The organism is Bradyrhizobium sp. SYSU BS000235, from assembly GCF_049747295.1.
Taxonomy (GTDB): domain Bacteria; phylum Pseudomonadota; class Alphaproteobacteria; order Rhizobiales; family Xanthobacteraceae; genus Afipia.
Map to the genome: position 1 here is coordinate 2,778,054 of NZ_JBMHJM010000001.1, position 21,545 is coordinate 2,799,598.

Consider the following 21,545-nt stretch of genomic DNA (forward strand, 5'->3'; position numbering starts at 1 on the left):
AGCTATATGGACGGGATGGCTTCAACTCATCTTGCCGATCCGCCGGCTATCATCCGGACCGCAAATGACCTGCGCCCGTCTGCTCGCGGTGGCTTCCTCCTGCCCGCCGGTTTTCTAAGTACATCCGGGAGCCAGATCGTGGATGGATCTGGCAGGAGCGTCCGCATCGCGTCCATCGGATGGAATGGTACGGAAGGTCGGCCGGGTGCGGCGCCCTCCGGCGTGTGGCGCGTGAGTTACAAGGACATTTTGAATTCTATCGTCGCTGGCGGGTTCAACACGGTCAGAATCCCCTGGACCGATGCCGGTCTTGATGCGCCGCTCAACGGTTACAGCGACAAACTGGGCTGGATCAACACCACATTAAATTGGGACTTGGTCGCCGATCCCACCCCGGACTCCAACGGGCACTACAAATACGTCTCAACTCTTGAAGCATTTGACGTCATCGTTGCTTACGCAAAACAGATCGGCCTCAAGGTGATTTTCGACCACCATTCCAACGAGGGAACGGCAGGCCAACAAAAGAACGGCCTGTGGTTCGATCGTGGACCGGGATCGGATGGAACGGATGGAGTCATCAAAGGTCAGGTGACTGCAGAGATGTTCAAACAGAACTGGCTGCGGTTAGCGGCTCGATATGCCGGTGTTGCAACCGTCATCGGCTTCGATCTGGACAACGAGCCCAACGGAGAACAGGGACGCATTACCTGGGGCGGCGGTGGTCCTACCGACATAAAGGCGATGTGCGAAGATGTCGGCGCGGCGATCCAATCGGTTAATCCCGATGTCCTTATTATTTGCGCCGGGCCTCTGTTCTATGCGCCGCCGCCGGCAGCGTCCGGCATGGACCCCAAATATGCCGCTCCTGCAGGCAACCTGACCGCTGCTGGTGCTCATCCGGTTAAGCTGCCCATTGCTAACAAGCTCGTCTACTCCGTGCATGAATACCCGGACGAAGTCTCCGACATTTTGAGATGGGGCTTGGCCGAGAGCGGCAAAGCGTATGTCGATCGAATGAATCGCACTTGGGGATACTTGGTCAGGGACAATATCGCACCGGTCTGGATCGGAGAGATGGGCTCGTCGATGAAGACTCCCGAGAACCGCAAATGGGCAGGGACACTGATCGACTACATGAACGGCAAATATGAAAGCTCCGGCGGTCCAGGTTTTTCGGGTGACCAGCAGCCGATCAGCGGCAGTTGGTGGTTGCTCGGACCGTCAGATGATCCACCCTATGGTATTCAATCCGAATGGGGGGCCGGAAATTATCGGATTGAACAGCTCAAGATCACCGATCAAATGTTGATGCGAAAGCGATAGGTGAATAAGCCGCTGGCAGCGGCTCGGTCCAACTCTGTCGATGAGTTGGATTGTCGCGGCAAGTGGTTGGCCGCGACTGCGCGTATCGAAATTCAAACCCGGGCATAGTCATGCTGGAGGCCGCAATTCACTCCGAGCGCGTATTTTGCGCAGGATTCCGCGCCCTCAGCATCAGCTTTGCGTTGTCGTAAAACTGTTCAACGAGCTGGGTGACGGTCGCCGGGATGTCGCTGGGTGGTGGAACGCCGTAAACCGAAACACGGATGCCGATATAAAAAATGCTGCCGTGCAAACTCCACATGAGTTCTGTCTCCGGCTCGGTCATCGGAGCCGTGTCGAGATCAGGCAATTTGAATTCGTGACGCAGTTCGGCAATTACGCGCCTGAACAATCCTTGCTTCGTTTGTTGAACGAAACGTTTGGCAATCGTGGCGCCCCCAAGTCCTGAATACAAATAGATGCGACCCCACTCGTAGTCGTGCAGCATGGTCGCATAATCCAGATAGAAATTGATCAGTCGCTGTAACAGCGGCTCCGTGCGGTTCGTCAAACCGATCTCCCATTCCGGCCGGATGCGCTTGACGAAAAGCTCTTCGTAGATCCGCTCGATCAGAAGATCCTTTGTTGGGAAGTAGCGATATAGCAGCCCCTGCGTGATGCCGAGTTGCTGCGCGAGCTCCCGGGTCTGACCGCCAAAGCCGCGTTCGGCAAAAAACCGAATAGCGCCGCGGAGGATGAGATCGCTGCGCGCCGCAGGCGAAAGCCGGGTGCGCTGCGGCATTGCTTCCCGCTCGGCCGTTGCCGGACTGCTGACAGGCCGGTGGGCGGTCCGATTTGAAACCCCGCTCACGGTTTCTTCTGTCGCATTTTTGGGAGTTTTGCCCGCCGATTTTGGTTTCGTCCGCGCGGTCTGCTTCGTCGTTTTTGTCATCGCATCCATCGTTTGCATGGCGCACTCGGGGCCAGCCGAGGGCAACCATAACGGATCAGTGTCGAAAGTTATAATGAGCGCTTGATCAGTAGGTCAGAAGAGTTTATTGGTCGAATGACCATTAATACGATGGCGCCGAGCCTCTCCAAAGGCTGGCACAAAAAAAGGGGAGATGACGATGGAAACGTTGCCGCGTTCAGGCTTGGCCCGTGCCGACATGATGAAGCGTGTGGCATTTTTCAAAGATCTCAGAGGTTCGGACGGCGGGTTGCCCGACAGCAAGAAAAAAGGCTGCATCCGCACGCTTTACAACGTCATCGGTTTTCAGCCGCCAGAGGGCGAGGGCGGAGCGGTGACTTCGCCGGTCGGCGAGGATGCGTCGCGTCTCGCGGCCATTCCGATCTCCGAAGGATTCAATCTCGGATATTGCCGCGCCAAGCCCGGCAATGGGCCGATGATGCATAATCACGATACGAACGAGACGTTTATCCCGATGACCGGCACGTGGCGGTGCAGTTGGGAAAATGAAAAAGGTGAGGTGGAGTACGTCGATGCGGGTCCGTTCGATGTGGTGTCGTTCCCGCCGGGTTGCGCGCGCCGCTTTGAGAATATCACCAAGGGCAATCCGGACGAAGAAGCGATTCTGATGTTCGTGATTGGTGGCAATGGGCCTAAGGCTGAATTCACCGACGCGTCGGTGAACGAACTCATCGCCGCCGGCATGTGGAAGTCCGCGTAACCAACGGGCGGTTTTCGTCGTCATAAGCAGTCTGCGTGGTCTGCCGCTTGCGCGGCAGATCACCGGCTCGTTTGCGGAATGCGCTTCGGTTTGGTTCGCCGGTCATGCAAGGCGTGAAAGAGCGTACAGCCAGACCAGCAGAGTCGGGACCGACAACAGCGTGGTGATCGATATCGTGGCCGCGACGAGCGGTTCCTCCACCTTGTACTCGCCCGCCAGGATATACACCGTCTTCGCGGTCGGCACGGCGGCGCAGACGACGGCCGCGATCGTGTAGAGCGGATTGAGGCCTGATGCCACACACAGGCCGTAGACGATCAACGGCATGATCACGAGCTTCACGACGGCGAGCGCAAGGGACGAGGCGAGATTCGAGCGCATTCCTTCAAGGGACAGACCCAGGCCTATGGCGAACAGCGCGCATGGCGTCAGCGCGGCTGCGAAGATGTTCATATAGGCTGCGATCGGACCCGGAATCGGAAAGCCTGTGATCGCCCATGCCAAACCGATTGCGGTCGATAGCACCATCGGATTCAGCGCAATGTGCTTCATCAGGACGATCGCATGGGCCGATTGTCCGGACGCGCTGCGGGCTTTGCTTTCCAGGAGGATAACGGCTGCGGGAAACATCACTCCCGCCACGAACACGGTGGCAATGGCGGCGGGGAGAACCGCGGGTTGGCCGTAGATGGCGTGCAGGATCGGTAGTGCTACAAATCCGGTGTTGGTCATCGCTGCCGCCATTCCAATCATCGTGCTGCTGGCAAGGTCGCGGCCCCAGCCGATGCGAAGTGCCAGAAATACCAGACCGAAGCACAAGAGGGAGCCGCCGCCGAATGCCAGCAGAAAGCGCCACTCCAGAAGGTTGCGTGCCGGCTCCTGCGCGATGGTGACGATCAGCAGCGCCGGCATCGCGATGTGATAGGCGAAATGCACGAGCCCGTCGGCCAGCGAGCGGGATATGTAGCTCGACCAACCCGCCAGCCAGCCGGTGACGATGATGGCAAAGACAGGAAGGACCAGGCTGGCGACTTGCATCTTGGTTTCCCTCGGCAGTCCTGCGTGGGTCTGCGCTGTTAAGCAAAAGTCGCAAACGGCGTCACGAAGCCGAGGCGCGATTATTCATCGCCGCACGTGACTGACGCAAGCAAAGAGCCAATTCCGCTCAGTTGGGCCGGCCGCGGAGCAGGATGCTTAACGCTGTCTTTAGGTAACCGTGGCAGTTTGTCACAAAGTGATTGCGTCTCCGGGGGCTACGGTGAGTTTCTTCAATAAAATCAAGATCCGGACCAAACTGTATTTGGTTCTGGCACTGACGGCTGGATCATTGGCATTGGCGATCGGCGTGTCCACCACGCAGCTGCGTCAGCGGATGATGGAAGACCGCATCGACAAGCTCCGTGCGGTCGCCGAGATGACTGCCGAACTGGCGCAATCCTATGAAAAGATGGTCAAGGAAGGAAAGCTCTCGCGCGCCGACGCCGAGAAGCAATTCTATAGCAATGCACGGGCGATGTGGTTCGACAACCACCGCAGCTACCTTGCGACCGGTAATCTGGACGGCGTCTGGACCATGAACGCCTCGGTGCCGAAGGTCGAGGGAACGCGCGGGACCAAGATGCCGAATGGCAAATACATCCTCGATCACATTCTCGGCTCCATCGGCAATAGCGACGAGGGCATGGCGTCTTACGACTATCCAAAGCCGGGGCAGACTCAATTTCTACCGAAGCTGACCTATGCCAAGAAGTTCAAGCCGTGGGATATGGTCATCACGACCGGCGTCTGGATTGACGATATCGACGCCGACTATCACGAGGCCTTGCTGAAGCTTGCCGGCATGGGCGCCATCATTCTTCTTTTCGCGGGCGGATTTGTGCTCCTGCTGAGCCGCGATATCAATAAAGGCCTCGCGGGCTTGCGCGACAAGATGAAGAAGCTTGTCGATGGTGACCTGTCGGTTGATATCACCGAGGCGTCCCGTGCCGACGAAATCGGCGACATGGCAAAGGCCCTGGAAGTCTTTAAGGGCAACACGGCGCAGATGCGCCAGCTTCAGTCGGAGCAGAAACTGTTGAGTGAGCGCGCCGAGGAGCAGAAGAAGCAGGCGATGCGCGAGCTTGCCGACAGCTTCGAAAGCCGTGTCGGCAGGATCGTGAGCGCGGTGTCCGGCGCTGCCAGCGCCATGCAGGAAACTGCGAAAACCATGTCGGGGAGCACCGAGGATACCAAACAATTGGCAACCGCCGTTGCTGCCGGCGCCGAGGAAGCGACCACCAACGTTCAAAGCGTCGCTGCGGCTTCGGAAGAGTTGACCGCGTCCATCACTGAAATCGGTCGTCAGGTCACCCAGGCATCTGTCGTGGCCCGCAAGGCCAACGAAGAGAGCGAAACCACCAATGCGAGCGTGTCCGGCCTGGCGGAGGCTGCGAACAAGATCGGTGAAGTGGTGGCTCTTATCAACGACATCGCGAGCCAAACCAATCTGCTGGCGCTGAACGCGACCATCGAGGCGGCACGAGCCGGAGAAGCCGGCAAGGGCTTCGCCGTCGTGGCATCCGAGGTGAAGACGCTGGCCACCCAGACATCGAAGGCCACCGACGATATCCGCTCTCAGATTACGACCATTCAGGCCGAGACCCAGGGGGCGGTGGAAGCGATCAAGCGGATCTCGAGCACGATCATCGAAGTGAACGAAATTTCGACGTCGATCGCGTCGGCCATGGAAGAGCAGGCTGCCGCAACGCAGGAAATCACGCGGAATGTGCAGGAAGCCGCCGGTTCCGCGAAGGACGTTGCGCACAACATTGCGGGCGTCAGCGAATCCGTCGACGCCGCCGGGCGAGCTGCATCGACCTTGCTGGGCGCGGCCGATGAGCTGGCCTCTCAGGCGGGAACATTGCGCGCCGAAGTGGACAATTTCCTCTCCACGGTGCGCGCGGCCTAAGCCGCGAGTTCATCGTCACGATCTACAAATGAAGCCGCTTCACGCGACGTGAGACGGCTTCATCTTTTTTTGGGCGATGAATTTCCTGTTGAAAGAGGCGCAGTTCAACGAAGTGCAACAGGGGCATGTTGCCATTCGATATCCGGCCGCGTTGAAATGTGGAATGCTGATCGATCAACGCGCGTCATGAAGGGCCGCCTCGGGACATGAGCCAACGCCAGCTGCCGATCATTCTTGCTCTGGGGACCACTCAGACACTGGCCTGGGCGTCGAGTTACTATCTTCCCGCCATTTTGGCCGATCCCATTGCGCGCGATCTCGGTGTGTCGAGTAACTGGATCTTCGGAGCCTTCTCCGCGTCGCTGGTGATTTCCGGATTGCTCGGTCCATGGATCGGGCGCCGGATCGATGTGGTCGGCGGGCGGCAGGTTCTGTCGATGTCGAATGTCACTCTGGCTGCGGGCCTCGTGTTGCTCGGGTGTTCTTATTCCATTTGGGTTCTTGTCGCGGCGTGGCTGCTGCTTGGCATCGGGATGGGGGCCGGACTGTATGATGCCGCATTCGCGGCTCTCAGCCGCATCTACGGTCAATCGGCGCGACGGTCGATCACCGGCATCACCCTGCTCGCGGGCTTCGCCAGCACCATCGGCTGGCCGCTGACCGCGTGGGGGCTGGAGACGATCGGCTGGCGCAACACCTGCTTGGCTTGGGCGGCGGCGCATGTCCTGATCGGGCTGCCGCTCAATCTGTTCTTTCTGCCAAGGGTCAAGGACGGTTCGTCGACCGAGGTTGCTGCGCTCAAGCCTCACATTCCGCTTGATCGCACGATGATCCTGCTGGCGTTTGCGTTTGCCTCCGCATGGGCCGTGACCGGCGCGATGGCCGCGCATTTGCCGCGCATTCTGGAAGCGGCGGGTGCGACGAGCGTCCAGGCCGTCAGTGCCGGTGCGCTGATCGGTCCCGCACAGGTCGCTGCACGGATCGTGGAAGCGAATTTCCTCAGCAAGCTGCATCCATTGGTCACAACGCGCCTGGCATGCCTGACCCATCCGGTGGGCGTCGGCATCCTTGCGGTTGTCGGTGGAAGTGCATCCGGAGTGTTTGCTGTTTTCCATGGCGCGGGGAACGGCATCCTGACCATCGCGCGCGGAACGTTGCCGCTTGCGATCTTCGGCGCAGAGAATTACGGCTATCGGCTCGGCATTCTCGGTGCGCCCGCGCGCATCTCTCAGGCGATGGCACCGTTGGCCTTCAGCCTGTTGATCGATCAGCTTGGAAGCCGCGTGCTCATTGTTTCATCCGCATTGAGCCTGCTGGCCTTCGCGGCGCTCTGCCTGCTGCGCAAAGGTGCCCATGCGGCGGAATGACAGCCGCTTGAAGGTTGCGTTGCCGAAGTCTTCTTGAGAGGATCGGAAGAGGTTAAGACTGCCAACGAACAGCCGCGGAACCTTCGATGCATTATTTGCGCTGGATCACCGCATGCGTCGCCCTTGTTCTGGCACCTGTGGCATCTGCACAAGACAAGCCGCAGCCGAGCCAGTGTCTGGCCGTGGCGCAATCGCTTCCCAGCGTTCAATTCGTCAGCCTGCGCCATGTCACCGCCGAGAAGGGTGAGGTTGTCATCACCTATGCCGGGCATTCGACCTACATCATCGAGACGCCCGGCAACGTCACCATCGCCACCGACTTCAGTGGTGTCTATACCGCGGGCAAGTCACCTGACGTCGTGACGATGAACCGCGCTCACTCGACGCATTACACGCTCAATCCCGATCCGCGCATCAAGTATGTTCTGCACGGCTGGAGCGACGGCGACGGCCCTGCGAAACATGCGCTGACGGTCGGCGACGTTTTCATCCGCAATGTGCCGACTGATATTCGCGGCTACCGCGTCGGCTCTGAAGCGATGATGCAAAAGGATGGCAACTCCATCTTCATCTTCGAAGTCGCGGGGCTTTGCATTGGCCATCTCGGTCATCTGCACCACCCGCTCGACGAAGCGCGTTATGCGGCCATCGGCCGGCTCGACATCGTCATGGTGCCGATCGATGGAACTTACACGCTGTCGCTCGATGGCATGTCGGAGATCACCCGGCGGCTGCGGGCATCGATCGTGTTGCCGATGCATCGTTTCAGCACGCCACTCGGGGAGTTCGTCGCGAGGATGAATGGGCAGTTCGAGGTCGAGCTTCGAAAGGAGAAGTCCTTCTCGGTCTCGCTCGACACGCTGCCGAAGGCACCGACCATCATCATCCTCGAGGGCGTTTAGATGCTAGAGTCTCGATTCCGAAGTTCGCATCATTCCGCCGCTCGTTGGTCTGCGAACTTCGGAATCGAATGACTCTAGCAAGTTATTGTCATAGTGTGGCTTTGGTTCTGAAGTCCGCATTCCGGACTCGCCGCACGAAAAGATGCGGACTTCAGAACCGCCACACTAGAACGCCGCCGCGAGATCCTTCGCCCCCGGCAGGTTCATGTCCCGATCCATCTTGGAATTGGTCGCGGCCAGAAGCTTGGACACGACATTGTTCCGGATGGCGACCGGATTGCGCTCGTAGCCCGAACGCTGGAAGAAGTTCGATGTCGGCACTTGAGAGCGCATGGCGTCCGGCATCGACACCATGTCGAAGCCATTGCCGTCGCCGGTCAGGTTCATCATTTCCAGTTCCGCAGCGGTCAACGGCGTCATATACCCCTTGCGCCGTGCGAAATTGACCGAGTCCATCAGCTTCAGCGTCTGCAGAAGCGGCCCAACATCAACATCCAGATTGAGCGCATGCACGGCGATGCCGCGTGGCGTGACGCCGAGTTTTTCGTGGGCGCTCCACTCGTTGGGCACGGTTTTACAGAAGGCCACCATCTGCTGGACAATGGCGATCTTTCGCTCCAGCTCGGCCTTTCGCGGCCCGGTCGCCTCGTGAAGCTGGTCGCGAAGCGATTTGAGAATAAGGCCGCCATGCTCGGACAGCAGATCGATGGTGTTCGTGGTCAGCAACTGGTTGTAGCCGAGCGCCGTTGAAATGGCGCGGCCGCCTGGCTTCTCAAGTCCTGCCTGTACGTCGTATTTGCCGTTGCCGCCCGCCTCGAAGCTGTAGACGCGCACCGCCTGATCCCGGGTCAAGCCGAAGCTTGAGGCAACTTTGGCGTAGGCGCGCTTGTACTCGAGCTCACTCGCGGGTTTGCGCGGCGTGAATTGAAAATGCTCAAGCGCATTCTCAAGGAAATCCGCAACCACCGGGATCGGCCTGCGCACCGCGGGCGGTGTCGGGGGCGCCGATGGATCGACCGGCTTTGGCGGGCCGCTGTAGATCGGAGGCTGGGTCCGCACGTAGTCATCGAGCGCAACGGTTTCGCCGCTGCGCCGCTTGGCGTTTCTCGCCTTTCGCTTCTCGCTGATGGCGGACCAATACGCCCCAGCCTGTTCATCGAAAGCCTGACGAATGGCGGTGTATTCGCCAAGCTTGCGACGGTACTCCGCCATCTGCTGCGGTGAAACCGCGATCGTTGGAGCTGCCACCCTGGGAGCGGTCGCCCCTGCCTGTCCGTGTGCGCTGCCAGACAACGCCGCAGCCGCTGCGGCGATGGTCATGCAGACAAGCGACGTCAGCCGGCGGTCTTGCCTCACATGAACACCGCCACGTTCTGCCGCGAGACCAGCACAGGCTGGCGTGCGGCATTGAAGACGACACTTCCCTGGCTGGAGTAGCCATGGAGGACGCTTTCGGCCTGGGTTCTGATCAGCCACCAGCCATTGGTCGTTTCGAGTTTGTCGGTGAGGAGATCGATGGACCAGGTCATGGTGCTGATCGGGCCGAAGTCCTTGAACAGCAACAATGCCGCCGGCGGTGGCGCGTCGGTCAATGCAACGAGTGCGGCGGTGGAATTCGGTTCCGCATCGTCCTGATGGCGCATCCACAAAGCGATCGTGGGATCATCCGTCCCACTGAAGGGGAAGCTACCCGCCGCCAGCCGGCCATCGAAATGCTGGGCGAAATTCAATCCGGGGAGTTTGCGAAAGAAGTCTGGGCAATTGTCCGGATCGGGCACCGCAGGCGCGACGAGCTTGCCGTACTCGACCGCGGACTGTCGCGTCGCACCAAAGCAAAAGGTGGCGCGGGTGGCGAGGCCAGCATCCCCCGTCAGCTCTGCGCCGACGAAGATGGTTGATTTGCCCTTGCGCAGGATCGCCGGCCGAATGGTCAAGCGGCCAGTCGCGGGACCGACGAAGGAAAACTGTGCAGAACGCAGTGGTGGCAAGTCGCCGAAGTGGCGCGACACGCTCTCAAGGCAGAAGGCTGCCGCGAGGCCGCCGTAGATCGTCCGGCCCTGCAGCCAGTCATCCGTCGCCGTCACGGTACACGCGTCGCCATCCTTCGTGATGCCTGCCATCAATGTCGTAAAATCAATCATCTAGTTCGACTCACTCCAGAAAATCGCGCGAATATAACGCTCTCGTGGTTCGATTCTAACATTTGCATCCCGTTTCGGCGGATACCCGTTGCAAATGTTAGAATCAAAGAACCACGAGTAATTATAAGCTGCTAGTGGAGCTTGAGATTTGACAATCGCCAAAGGAACCCGCCGCATGACAGGTAGCGAATGTCAAATCTGCTCCACTCGCAATCACCATGTCCGATCATAGCAGGCATGAAGTTCGCCGATTCGTTTGCGGATGATGCTGTGCTGCACATTGCTGCGCGTCACACGGTTCCCGATTCGAATCGGTCAGGAACGCTGACGGAGTTATCAACAGGCGTTTGATGTCTGCGCAGAGTTCGTGCTCGCGCCTCAGAGGAGAATCAATTCTGATGTGTTGTTCGCGAGAATGCGAATGAAGGCGCGTGGCAAGGGCGTTGATTATGAATCAGTTCGTGTCGCCGAAAGGCATTGGTCAGAGTAAGCTTTCGAAGCTTTTTGATGATGTTCCGAAGCCGGATCGGGCCGAATGGGCCAAGGCACTCGCCGCAATGAAGCCTTGGATGTCTCCGGAAAAATTCGCCGAGACCGAGAAGATTCACTGGCGCATGTTCGAGCGTGCGAACCGCTGGTTCGAGCCGAGTGTGCAGGCTGAGTCGAAAACGGATAAGTAAATTCGGCATCAAGGCAGCGGTTAAACGCCGCTGTTGGCGGACGCCGTAATTGGCAGTGCGCTTTTCTTGCTGTGATCCGGCGTCTCATCCTTCCACCGCACTGAGCCCAATGGGCGCTCGAGCATGCGGCGCACCCGGATCGGGTCCGGTCCCATGTGAAAGGCGATAGCCTTGAGATGCAGTTCGCGCTCGGACCGCGTCGAGCGGTTGCGCTGGCGCAAATAGTCGAGCCATGTCGGGCAGTGATAGCGTTCCGTCCACAATTCAGGGTCGGCGAGATCGCGGGAGATCGACCAGTCATAGGCGCCGTTGCGCTGCCGCGTCGACTGCACCTTCTGCAGCAGGTCGTAGAACTCCCGGGCCTGATCCTGATTCACCCGATATTCCACCTCAATGACGATCGGGCCGCTGCGCGGCGTGATGGAGAGGTTGACCTCCGGTTCCGCGAGCGCATCGGTGGCGTCGTGGTCAGATCCCTCCACAGCCGGCATGCGCAGCCAGATCACGAGCAGTGGAGACAGGAACATCATCGTTCCGGCGATCATCAGCGCCTTGTCGATTCCGACTTCGTTGGCGACGTGGCCCCATAGCCAGCTTCCGATGGCGACCCCGCCGGCGATCGCGGCCTGATAGGCAGCCAGCGCCCGGCCGGCGACCCATCGCGGTGTCGAGAGTTGCACGCCGATGTTGAAGAGCGTCACCGAAACCATCCAGGAGGCGCCGGCGACGATGAGTGCCGCGCCGGTCAATATCGAATGGTGGCTCAGCGCGAGCACGCCGATGGCAAGGCCCATGGTCAAAGCACACAGGCGGACTGCACGTTCGCTGCTGAGGTATTTGCGGACGCTCGAAATATTCAGGGCGCCCAGCACACCGCCCATGCCGAAACAGCCAAGCATCAGGCCATAGGTCTCTGCATTGCCCTTGAGGATGTCGCGGGCCACCAACGGCAGCAGCGCCAGCACCGAGCCGCCGGCAATGCCGGTCACCAATGTCCGGTACAGCACAATGCGGATCGATGGTGAGTGAACGATGTAGCGCACCCCGGACACCACGGCGCGGCGCAACCGCTCCGGCGGCAGCCGCGAGGGTTCCAGCGTTCGCCGCCAAAGGTAGAGTACGGTGAGCAGCGGAATATAGAGCAACACGTTGGCGACGAAGGCCGCGACGGCTCCGCCTGCCGCGACGATCAGGCCGCCAAGGGCTGGGCCGAAGCTGCGGGCGATGTTGTAGCTGATGCCGTTCAGCGCAACCGCCGAGGGAAGGGTGTCGGGGGGAACCTGTTCGCTGACCGAGGCCTGCCAGGCCGGGCCGAACAGCGCCATGCCGCTGCCGATCATGAAACAGAACATCAGCAGGCTGTTAGGGGTGATTGCGCCGATATGCGCCAGCACGGCCAACGTGATCGCGCCGGTCAGGCCGATCGACAGTGCCACGAGACCGACAATGCGCCGATCGTACATGTCGGCCATGGCGCCGGCGGCCAGCGACAGCAGCATGATCGGCAGCATCAGCGCGGTTTGCACCAGGGCAACCATATCGGCGGAGGTCGTCATCTGGGTCATCGCCCAGGCCGCGCCGACGCCATTGATCATTAAGCCGAGGTTGGACAGCAGGCTTGCCAGCCAGATCCGTCGGAAGACCGCATGCTTTAGCGGCGCTGCGATGCCCTCGGCTGTGAGGAATGAACGTTTGGCGCGTTTGTCGGTCGTCGAACTCACGACGGAGGTCCTTAAATCGTTTCAGGTGGAAACGGCAGAATGGCAGGCGGCGCGAAAATGAGATTTTACATCAACATTGGTTTGAAAAGTGTGTTCCGTTTCGCCTACCAGCGCCATTGCCCGTCGTCCGCCCAGCGGGAGCGGTACCCGACAAGGCGCATCCAGACCGTGACGATCTGGTCGAACCCGGTTGCATAATTGCACGACTTGTCGCGGGTCCATTTCGGATTGGCCCTGATGTCACGCATCGTCTTCTCGTTGGCAAAGGGCAGCAGCTGGAGCGGTTTCGAGGGATCGCTGACCTCTTTGCGATTGGCGATCAGTTCGCGATCCAGGTGATTGAAGATCACGCACGGGGTGCTGGCGTAAGTCTGCCGCTGCTCGTCGGCCACGACACGAGCGTTATCTGGCGGCGGTTCGATTGTGTACAACAGGAAGATCGCTGAAACCGCGACCAATGCGATCAGAACGGCGCAGATCATAAAGAGCCGGTCCCAGTCCAGCTGTCTCGTTTTCTGTGTCCGTATCGCGGGCGACATGGTTTCGACGGGGCGCGCCTCCGCGCAAATGTTCTCGATAGGTGTTCTGGAAAGATGTTTCCGGCAACCGCGATGTCAGGGCATCTCAGGTGCCTGAACGGGCGGCGACGTTGGTTCGTCTGCCGCCCGCTTGGCTGCATCAACTACTGAGGCGTGATCTTCGCGAATTGCGCGACCTTGCCCCATTTTTCCATCTCGGCAATGACGAAGGCCTGCATTTCCTCCGGTGTGCCCCCGATCGGCTCGCCGCCGAGCTTGCGGATGCGCTCGATGCCCTCGGGAGACTTGATGTATTTAATCACGCTGGCATTCAGCTTCATCACGATGTCCTTGGAGACCTTGGCTGGTGCTGCGACCGTGAAAAAGGCTGCGGCGTCGTATCCGGCCACGCCGGACTCGGCGATGGTCGGAATGTTCGGCAGTAGGGGCCATCGCGTGGCGGTGCTTATCGCAAGCGGGCGGACGTTGCCGTTTTCCGCAAACGGAAGCACGGCGGGCAGGTTGTCGATCATGACGTGAACGCGGCCTGCGACCAGATCGGTCAGAGCCGGCGCGCTGCCCTTGTAGGGGACATGGACAATGTCAATGCCGGTCATCGACTTGAAAAGCTCTGTCGCGAGATGCGCGGTGCTGCCAAGACCCGGCGTGCCGTACAGCAACTGGCCCGGCTTCGACTTTGCGAGCGCAATGAATTCGGCAACCGTTTTGGCCGGCACGTCGGGGTTGACCGACATCAGGTTCGGCACACGCGCGATGATGGTGACCGGCTGGATATCTTTTAGCTGGTCATAGGGCATGTTCTTCTGAACATACTTGTTGATGGAATGGGTACCGGGCGTGCCGACCAGGAAGGTGTATCCGTCGGGATCGGCCTTGGCGACGAAGTCAGCCGCGATGTTGCCGCCGGCGCCGGGCTTGTTCTCGACGATGAACTGGTGACCGTACTCTTCCGAGAGCTTCTGCGCGACAAGACGCCCGAGGATGTCGGTGGTGCCGCCCGCTGCAAACGGCACAACGAACTTCACGGGGTGTGACGGCCAGGTATCAGCTTTCGCACCGCGCATCAAAAATGGCGTCACGCCGAAGGCGGCTGCGCCGCCGATGAGAACGGAGCGCCGTGTGGGTCCGGAAGAAGTCTTGATGCGCATTGTCGTCAAATCCTTTGATAAAGTTCGCTTAGGAAAGTGATTACCGCCTTGAACGCAACACGGCGTGTCGCCCCCGACGGTTGGGGCGACACGCTGTCTTGGTGTGGTCAGTGACCCATGCGGGCCGAGGCCGGATGTCCCGGCACCTTGAACCGCTTGCCGGTGTCGGTGACCTTGGTGCCGTTGACCTTCAGAATCGAGAAATCGCTGTCGAGATAATTCCCGACCAGCATGTATTTTCCGTCCGGCGTGAACATCACAGCTTCCGGCAAGCCGCCAACTTCGATGTCCTGGGTCTTGGTGACCTTATTGCCGTCGATCTTCAGGATCGAGATGCTGCCGTTCTTCTTATGGAAGAACAGGTTCTTCATGTTGGAGCCACGAAGAATGGCGGCCGCGGCCAGATTGCCTTTCGGGCTGACGGCGATGCCTTCCGGTCCGTCACCGACGACCACACGATCGATAAAGCGGGGCGGATTGACCGTGAGGTCGGCCACGCTGACGGTGTCGACGCTGCCGTCGGACGAGCCCGCGTTGCCGTTGTCCGCGGTGAGCGCGAGCTTGCCGTTTGGTGTAACGACGACGTTGTAGGGCCAGAGGCCCGCCATCAGGTCGACCTTGTTGTAGGTCACCTTGTCGCCGGCAATATCGAGGACAGAGAGCTTGTGGGTCGTGAACTTGGTGGCAAGTGCACGCTTGCCGTCCGGTGTGAAGACCACTTGCGAGACGCTGTCGCCCATCGGCACCGTGTCGGTGACTTTCACATCCGTGCCGTTCACCGAGAGCACGGTGATGGAGTTGTCACCGCGGTTGGCGACCAACGCCATCTTCCCATTTGGACTGAAGCTGAGACCCGAGGGCTGCTTGCCGCCGGTCACGGTGCCGGCGAGCTTCGGCGGGTTGGCCTTCATGTCGATGACATAGATCTTGTTATCGAGCGATTGTTTCAGCGCGTCGCCGTCCTTGGTGACATCCACCGAGTCCGCGACCAGCGCTACCGATCCGGTGGGATCGATATCAACGTTGACGGGAGGGCCAACGATGGAATTCTTGAGCGGAAGGGTCGCGACGATCTTCGGGCTTTCCGGATTGGCAAGATCAACAATCAGCACCGAATCCTTGCCCGCAGGAGACAGCACGACTTTCCCGTCGGCATCCCACATGACCTTTTCGTCGTTGCCGACGATCATGAAGGGCTTCGCGCTTGCCGTATGGACCGCGGAGGCGCCGAGCAAAAGCGCGGCTCCGACGGACAGGGATGTAACGCGGTTAATAGACTTCAACATGATGAACATAGCCTCCCGGGAATTACCGGCTTGTGCCGGATTGATATTTGGGTCCGGAGCGTATTCGTTAAGTTGCGATCAGGCCAGAGTACAGCGGCCAAGGGTGTGGCAATTTCGCTTAAAAAAACGCGCTGGACGGGCGCGCTCCTGCCCGGGATAATCGCATTGCAGCAATATGATCGTGCCTTTGAATGGAGCCTTATACCAATGTCTAAGGCTCAGACGTTTCGCGGGCTCCGAGGGGAGTGATTGGCAGGCATGCCGATCAACTGACATGAGGCATCGCGCGAAGACCAAGCTTTGGGCTGCAGTCGTCCTCTCAGGCACGCTCTTGTTCGCGCTGTCGGCTGACGCGCAGCAAGCCGCGGACGCCCTGGCTTCACCGGGCGTCGAGAAGACCGCCGGCGGCACGACTGGAGACAATCAATCCAGGCCCGACGATGCGCCGGGAGTGCCCCCTATGGACAACGCGACGATCACCGCGGAGCACGTCGCCGCGCTGATCTCGCGGGCGCGCAGCAACCACGCCAAGGGCGATTACGACAAGGCGCGGGAGGATAGCAGCGAGGCGATCCGCCTCGACCCGCAAAATGCCGAAGCATTTGAAGTTCGCGGTGATGCCTGGGTTGGTGCAAAGCGCTACGAAAATGGCATCGATGATTATGATGCCGCAATCCGGTTGAAGCCCGACGTCGCGCGCCTGTTCGCGCGCCGCGCGGTGGCGTTCGGATTGATGCGGCAATTCCGCCTCGCCGTGCGCGACTATACCGAGGCCGTGCGGCTGGACCACTCGACGGCGATGCTGAGTGATCGTGCCGGTGCATTTAAAAAAGTGAGACGCTACGATCTTGCGATCGATGACCAAAGCGAAGCGATCCGGCTGGATCCCAATTCCGCAGAACTGTACGACAATCGCGGTCAGACCTATACGCGCAACAACGCCTACGATCGGGCCATTGCGGATTACAGCGAGGCCATCCGCCTGAAGCCGACCGCTAACTACTATTTGAATCGCGGGACGTCCTATCAACTCAAGGGCGATCTCGATCTTGCCCTTGCCGATTACGACAAGGCGATTGCGCTCGATGACAAGCTGGCATTGGCCTACAACAATCGCGGTGTCGCGCTGCACGAAAAAGGCGATCGCCGCCGTGCGCTGACGGATTTCACGACCGCAGTTCGTCTTGACCCCGACCTGGAAGTTGCCGCCGCGCATCGCAAGGCCCTCGCACTCGAAATTGAGCGTCTGGGCGCACAAATGCCGTTGAAGCGGCCGGCGAAGACGGCTTGCGCGGCCGGGGCGAAGGACTGCGCGAAATAGCCTTGGCAATGGAACGCTGAGGTTGGATCTGCACGACGAATTATCGTCATGCGCGCACTTGTTCCGCCGGGCTCAGTCTTTTAGCCTGCAGGAAAATCGTGCGCATGGACCGGATCAAGCGGCCCGCAGCACCAGAACGACCCGGGAGATCGCTTGATGAATGCCATATCCGACAGCCGTTATGCCGAAGTTTATGCACGCGCGATGCGCGATCCAGAGGGTTTCTGGGGTGAGGCCGCGCGCGACATTGACTGGATCGAATTTCCCAAAACCATTTTCGATCCGAAGCAAGGTGTCTACGGTCGCTGGTTCGCCGATGGTATTTTGAACACGTGTTACAACGCGCTCGATCGTCATGTTGAAGGCGGCCGTGCCGATCAGCTTGCGCTGATCCATCATTCGCCGCTGGCAAACACGGTCACCACCTTCACCTACAAGGACATGTTGAAGGAGGTGCAGACGCTGGCGGCGGTGCTTGCCGACTTCGGCGTCGGCAAAGGCGACCGTGTCATTATCTATATGCCGATGGTGTCGGAGGCCGTGGTCGCCATGCTGGCTTGCGCGCGCATCGGCGCCATCCACTCGGTGGTGTTCGGCGGTTTTGCCGCGAAAGAACTCGCGGCGCGCATTGACGATGCTGCACCGAAGCTTGTCCTGTCCGCAAGCTGCGGTCTCGAGCCTGGCCGTATCGTCAAATACAAGCCACTGCTCGATGAAGCAATCAGTCTTGCAAAGGCCAAGCCCGAAGCCTGCATCATCCTTCAGCGCCCGCAGGAGCGCTGCGAGTTGGTTGTCGGTCGCGATCATGACTGGGCTGACTTGCGCAAGGCCGCGCTCGCTGCGGGTAAAGAGGCCGCCTGCGTGCCGGTGCACGCGACCGACCCGCTCTATATCCTTTATACGTCTGGCACGACCGGCGTACCGAAGGGAGTAGTGCGCGACAACGGCGGTCACGCCGTTGCGCTGAAATGGTCGATGTTCAATCTCTACGGCGTCAAGCCGGGCGAAGTCTGGTGGTGCGGCTCGGATATCGGCTGGGTGGTCGGCCACAGCTACATCGTCTACGCGCCGCTGTTCCATGGTGCGACCTCGATCATGTATGAGGGCAAACCGGTCGGCACGCCGGATGCGGGCGCGTTCTGGAACGTGATTTCTCAGCACAAGGCCGTGGCCTTCTTCACCGCGCCGACGGCGTTCCGCGCCATCAAGAAGGAAGATCCGAACGGCGAGTTCATCCGCAAATACGATCTCTCCAAATTCCGCACGCTGTTCCTCGCGGGTGAGCGCGCCGATCCGCCGACGGTGGAGTGGGCGGAAAAACAACTGAAGGTCCCGGTAATTGATCACTGGTGGCAGACCGAGACCGGCTGGTGCATTGCCGGCAATCCCGTCGGCCTCGGCATGCTGCCGGTGAAACACGGTTCGCCCACGGTGGCGATGCCCGGGTATCAGGTCGACGTGGTTGATGAAGCGGCGCGTCCCGTGGCGCCGAACACCATGGGCTCCATCGTCATCAAGCTGCCGATGCCGCCCGCTTGCCTGCCGACGCTGTGGCAACAGGATGAGCGCTTTCGCGAGGCTTATCTCTCGGAATTTCCCGGCTACTACAAAACCTCCGATGCCGGATACAAGGACGATGACGACTATGTCTTTGTGATGGGCCGCACTGATGACATCATCAATGTTGCCGGCCATCGTCTGTCCACCGGCGGCATGGAAGAAGTTCTCGCCTCGCACGACGATGTCGCCGAATGCGCGGTGCTGGGCATCAAGGATGCCGTCAAAGGCGAGGTGCCGTGTGGCTTTTTGGTCTTGAAGGCCGGCGTGACGCGTCCAGTCGCGGAGGTTGAAAAGGAGATTGTTGCACTGGTCCGTGAGCGGATCGGTCCTGTCGCCGCATTCAAGCTTGCGATTACCGTGACGCGATTGCCGAAGACACGTTCCGGCAAAATCTTGCGCGGCACGATCAAGAAGATCGCGGACGGTGATCCCTGGACGATGCCGGCAACGATCGAGGACCCGATGGTGCTGGAGGAAATCAAGACCGTGCTGCGTGACCGCGTCTAAGGGAACGTAGCCAACTGGAGGAGGCTGCGATGAATGAAGACATATTCAACACCAGTCTGCGGAAATTTCTCAAGACCGTCGGCGTGACCAGTCAACGTGAAATTGAGAAATCAGTCCGTGAGGCCCTGTCCAGTGGGCGCCTGAAAGGCAATGAAACGCTGCCGGTCAAAATGGTGCTGACAATGGACGGCGTTGCGTTGTCGTTCACGGTCAATGGCGATATCTCGCTTGAGTAGGCCCTCGTGTGGCGGTTCAGAAATCCGCATCATTTGTGCGGCGAGTCTGGAATGCGGATTTCTGAACCAAGGCCACACCAGGTTAATAACTTGCTAGTGTCTTTCGACTCCGAGGTTCGCAAACGAAGGTGCCGCGAATGATGCGAACTTCGGAATCGGGACACTAGCCGTCCAGATCCGCCGTGACATTGCCGTGATGGTTCGGTAAATCGCTGCGGAACTAATCGACAGCGACAGGACCGCTCATGCGTATCAAAAATCCGCGTTTTGCCTTCGTGCTTGCCGCCACCGGCGTGTTGTTGGCGGGGTGCGCACAGTTCGAGCGGCAGGCTGCGCCGGTTGCAACGGTGGATGATGACGCATATTGCCGCGCCAATGGCGGCGAACCGGGCTCGTCAGCTTACGTCGCCTGTCGCAAGGATCGTGATGTTGCGGCCAGCCGCGCCGCATCCGGCGGATCGGGCATCGAGCGGGCGCATCGCAACCTTGCCGAAGATATGCTGAACAACAGGCGGTAAGCGCTCGCCGCCGGCAATGGAGGATCCGCCGCGACGCGGCGCCGCTATCGCGACATTGAGCGCGCATTCCGCTCAAAATCTGCTATAGCACCCGGCAATCGAACGTGACCGGGACTTTTGATCATGACTTTCAAGGCTGCTGTCCGCTTCGGCGCCATCATCGCGCTATCCCTGTGGGCCGGAGCTGTCACGGGCAGCCCCGCGCCGAAGCCGACGTCTGACACGCAGGACAATGTGCTCTCTAAAGAAAGCGTGTTGCGCGATGCCGATATTCCGGCGCTGGGCAATCCGCAGGGCGACATCACGATCGTCGAGTATTTCGACTATCAATGCCCATACTGCAAAAAGATCGCGCCGGTGCTTGACCAAGTGCTGCGCGACGACAAGCAGGTGCGGCTTGTGTTGAAAGACTGGCCGATCCTCGGCGATCCGTCCGGCTACGCGGCACGCCTGGTGCATGCGACAAAATATCAGGACAAGTATGAACCGGCACACCGGGCGTTGATTAGCCACACCGGCAAGCTGACGGAAGCCGCTATCGACGAGACGCTTGCTCAGGCGGGCGTAGACGTTGAGAAGGCAAAAGCGGACCTCGCGACCAACAAGGTTGCGATCGACGCGCTGATCAAGCGCAACAGCGAACAGGCGCAGGCGTTCGGCTTCCTCGGCACGCCCGGCTTCGTGGTCGGCACATTCCGTGTTCCGGGCGGTCTGACCGCAGAGCAGTTCAAGATGGCGATTGCCGACGCGCGCGCTGCCGCAAAGAAGAGCAAGACCAAGGCGAAGTAGCAAACACGGCGCTACAGGCAAAACAAAAACGCGGCGGGATATCCGCCGCGTTCGAAATAACTAACGATCAGACCGTGCTCACTCGTTCTCGTCTTCGTCGTGCTTCTTGCCGCCGAGGGTTTTCAGCTTGGCGAACACAGCATCGACTTCGGCGTCATCGCGCCGCTTGTCCGAGGCTGCGGTGTTCTCGAGTTCTTCCTTGCGCGTGGTCTCCGAGGCCGGCAGCAGCGTCGCTCCACCGTATTCCTGATTGATCGGCTTTTCCTTCGCGGCGCGCTGCACCTCGAAATCGAGTTCGATCTGCGAACACAGGCCAAGCGTCACCGGATCCATCGGGGTCAGCGTCGAGGCGTTCCAGTGGGTGCGGTCACGGATGCTGGCGATCGTCGTCTTGGTGGTGCCGACCAGGCGCATGATCTGCGCGTCCTTGAGTTCCGGATGGCTGCGCAGCAGCCATAGGATGGCGCTGGGGCGCTCGTGACGGCGCGACACCGGCGTGTAGCGAGGACCCTTCTTTTTGCCCACGGGAGGCAGCACAACCTTGGATTCGCCGAGTTTCAGGCGATAGTCCGGATCGGCCTCGCCGCGCTCGATTTCCTCGCGGCTGAGCTGCCCGGTCGAGATCGGGTCCATGCCCTTGATGCCCTGGGCGGCGTCGCCATCGGCGATCGCGCGGACTTCGAGGGGGTGCATTTTGGTAAATTCAGCGACCTGGTCGAACGTCAGCGCGGTATTGTCAACCAGCCACACGGCAGTCGCTTTCGGCATCAGCGGTGCATTGCTCATGGCAAATCTCCTTTACGCTTCGCCCGCCAGATTTTTTGGGGGTAAAGCTGTCTGGTCATCAGCGATGACGGGAATTCGTTCTTATATAGTCTGCCGAGGCC

20 protein-coding genes are annotated in these 21,545 nt (G+C 59.9%); 11 read left to right on the forward strand and 9 right to left on the reverse strand.

Translation table 11 applies throughout. The features are described 5' to 3' along the window. Positions 1–15: 15 nt before the first annotated feature. The gene (locus ACP0KA_RS12940) at positions 16–1,326 is read left to right on the forward strand and encodes a glycoside hydrolase family 5 protein (RefSeq protein ID WP_424631585.1); all 1,311 of its coding nucleotides are present in this window, start codon (positions 16–18) and stop codon (positions 1,324–1,326) included. Positions 1,327–1,453: 127 nt separating this feature from the next. Here the strand turns inward: ACP0KA_RS12940 and ACP0KA_RS12945 are convergent, their stop codons facing one another. Further along, on the reverse strand, positions 1,454–2,176 hold the full coding sequence (locus ACP0KA_RS12945; protein ID WP_424629174.1) for a TetR/AcrR family transcriptional regulator: 723 nt from the start codon (positions 2,174–2,176) through the stop codon (positions 1,454–1,456). A 259-nt stretch (positions 2,177–2,435) separates the two neighbouring features. Between ACP0KA_RS12945 and ACP0KA_RS12950 the strand changes: the two genes are divergently transcribed. Then, positions 2,436–2,996 (forward strand): hypothetical protein, encoded by a 561-nt coding sequence (locus ACP0KA_RS12950; RefSeq protein WP_424629175.1) that lies wholly within the window; start codon positions 2,436–2,438, stop codon positions 2,994–2,996. Positions 2,997–3,098: 102 nt separating this feature from the next. Here ACP0KA_RS12950 and ACP0KA_RS12955 read toward each other — a convergent pair whose 3' ends face one another. Continuing rightward, the gene (locus ACP0KA_RS12955; protein WP_424629176.1) at positions 3,099–4,034 is read right to left on the reverse strand and encodes an AEC family transporter; all 936 of its coding nucleotides are present in this window, start codon (positions 4,032–4,034) and stop codon (positions 3,099–3,101) included. 220 nt (positions 4,035–4,254) lie between these two features. Between ACP0KA_RS12955 and ACP0KA_RS12960 the strand changes: the two genes are divergently transcribed. The 3 genes from ACP0KA_RS12960 (at position 4,255) to ACP0KA_RS12970 (ending at position 8,212) form a co-directional block, all read left to right on the forward strand. Then, positions 4,255–5,943 carry a methyl-accepting chemotaxis protein gene (locus ACP0KA_RS12960; protein WP_424629177.1) on the forward strand — a complete coding sequence of 563 codons (1,689 nt, stop codon included), beginning with the start codon at positions 4,255–4,257 and terminating at the stop codon, positions 5,941–5,943. 206 nt (positions 5,944–6,149) lie between these two features. Then, the gene (locus tag ACP0KA_RS12965; protein WP_424629178.1) at positions 6,150–7,310 is read left to right on the forward strand and encodes an MFS transporter; all 1,161 of its coding nucleotides are present in this window, start codon (positions 6,150–6,152) and stop codon (positions 7,308–7,310) included. Between the two features lie 86 nt (positions 7,311–7,396). After that, complete coding sequence (locus ACP0KA_RS12970; protein ID WP_424629179.1) at positions 7,397–8,212, forward strand: MBL fold metallo-hydrolase; 816 nt, start codon at positions 7,397–7,399, stop codon at positions 8,210–8,212. Positions 8,213–8,377: 165 nt separating this feature from the next. Here ACP0KA_RS12970 and ACP0KA_RS12975 read toward each other — a convergent pair whose 3' ends face one another. Next, on the reverse strand, positions 8,378–9,532 hold the full coding sequence (locus ACP0KA_RS12975; RefSeq protein ID WP_424631586.1) for a hypothetical protein: 1,155 nt from the start codon (positions 9,530–9,532) through the stop codon (positions 8,378–8,380). Between the two features lie 32 nt (positions 9,533–9,564). Next, positions 9,565–10,353 (reverse strand): thioesterase family protein, encoded by a 789-nt coding sequence (locus ACP0KA_RS12980; protein WP_424629180.1) that lies wholly within the window; start codon positions 10,351–10,353, stop codon positions 9,565–9,567. 449 nt (positions 10,354–10,802) lie between these two features. Between ACP0KA_RS12980 and ACP0KA_RS12985 the strand changes: the two genes are divergently transcribed. After that, positions 10,803–11,033, forward strand: a complete 231-nt coding sequence (locus ACP0KA_RS12985; RefSeq protein ID WP_424629181.1) for a hypothetical protein — start codon at positions 10,803–10,805, stop codon at positions 11,031–11,033. A gap of 20 nt (positions 11,034–11,053) precedes the next feature. Here ACP0KA_RS12985 and ACP0KA_RS12990 read toward each other — a convergent pair whose 3' ends face one another. From ACP0KA_RS12990 to ACP0KA_RS13005, 4 genes are all read right to left on the reverse strand, one after another. Continuing rightward, positions 11,054–12,754, reverse strand: coding sequence for an MFS transporter (locus ACP0KA_RS12990; protein WP_424629182.1), 1,701 nt, complete (start codon positions 12,752–12,754; stop codon positions 11,054–11,056). Between the two features lie 104 nt (positions 12,755–12,858). Next, entirely contained in the window at positions 12,859–13,236 is a 378-nt protein-coding gene (locus ACP0KA_RS12995) for a hypothetical protein (protein ID WP_424629183.1), read from the reverse strand. A gap of 200 nt (positions 13,237–13,436) precedes the next feature. Then, the gene (locus tag ACP0KA_RS13000) at positions 13,437–14,441 is read right to left on the reverse strand and encodes a Bug family tripartite tricarboxylate transporter substrate binding protein (RefSeq protein WP_424629184.1); all 1,005 of its coding nucleotides are present in this window, start codon (positions 14,439–14,441) and stop codon (positions 13,437–13,439) included. Positions 14,442–14,548: 107 nt separating this feature from the next. Then, on the reverse strand, positions 14,549–15,727 hold the full coding sequence (locus ACP0KA_RS13005; protein WP_424629185.1) for a beta-propeller fold lactonase family protein: 1,179 nt from the start codon (positions 15,725–15,727) through the stop codon (positions 14,549–14,551). Between the two features lie 274 nt (positions 15,728–16,001). On the opposite strand from ACP0KA_RS13005, the gene ACP0KA_RS13010 reads away from it, so the two are divergent. The 5 genes from ACP0KA_RS13010 (at position 16,002) to ACP0KA_RS13030 (ending at position 20,658) form a co-directional block, all read left to right on the forward strand. After that, positions 16,002–17,048, forward strand: a complete 1,047-nt coding sequence (locus ACP0KA_RS13010) for a tetratricopeptide repeat protein (RefSeq protein ID WP_424629186.1) — start codon at positions 16,002–16,004, stop codon at positions 17,046–17,048. Between the two features lie 156 nt (positions 17,049–17,204). Continuing rightward, positions 17,205–19,115 carry a propionyl-CoA synthetase gene (locus ACP0KA_RS13015; RefSeq protein ID WP_424629187.1) on the forward strand — a complete coding sequence of 637 codons (1,911 nt, stop codon included), beginning with the start codon at positions 17,205–17,207 and terminating at the stop codon, positions 19,113–19,115. Between the two features lie 29 nt (positions 19,116–19,144). Further along, positions 19,145–19,351 carry a DUF6494 family protein gene (locus ACP0KA_RS13020; RefSeq protein ID WP_424629188.1) on the forward strand — a complete coding sequence of 69 codons (207 nt, stop codon included), beginning with the start codon at positions 19,145–19,147 and terminating at the stop codon, positions 19,349–19,351. 245 nt (positions 19,352–19,596) lie between these two features. Further along, on the forward strand, positions 19,597–19,869 hold the full coding sequence (locus tag ACP0KA_RS13025) for a hypothetical protein (protein WP_424629189.1): 273 nt from the start codon (positions 19,597–19,599) through the stop codon (positions 19,867–19,869). A 123-nt stretch (positions 19,870–19,992) separates the two neighbouring features. Beyond that, positions 19,993–20,658 (forward strand): DsbA family protein, encoded by a 666-nt coding sequence (locus tag ACP0KA_RS13030; protein ID WP_424629190.1) that lies wholly within the window; start codon positions 19,993–19,995, stop codon positions 20,656–20,658. A 78-nt stretch (positions 20,659–20,736) separates the two neighbouring features. On the opposite strand, the gene ACP0KA_RS13035 is transcribed toward ACP0KA_RS13030, so the two are convergent. After that, entirely contained in the window at positions 20,737–21,444 is a 708-nt protein-coding gene (locus ACP0KA_RS13035; protein ID WP_424629191.1) for a DUF1013 domain-containing protein, read from the reverse strand. Positions 21,445–21,545 lie beyond the last annotated feature (101 nt).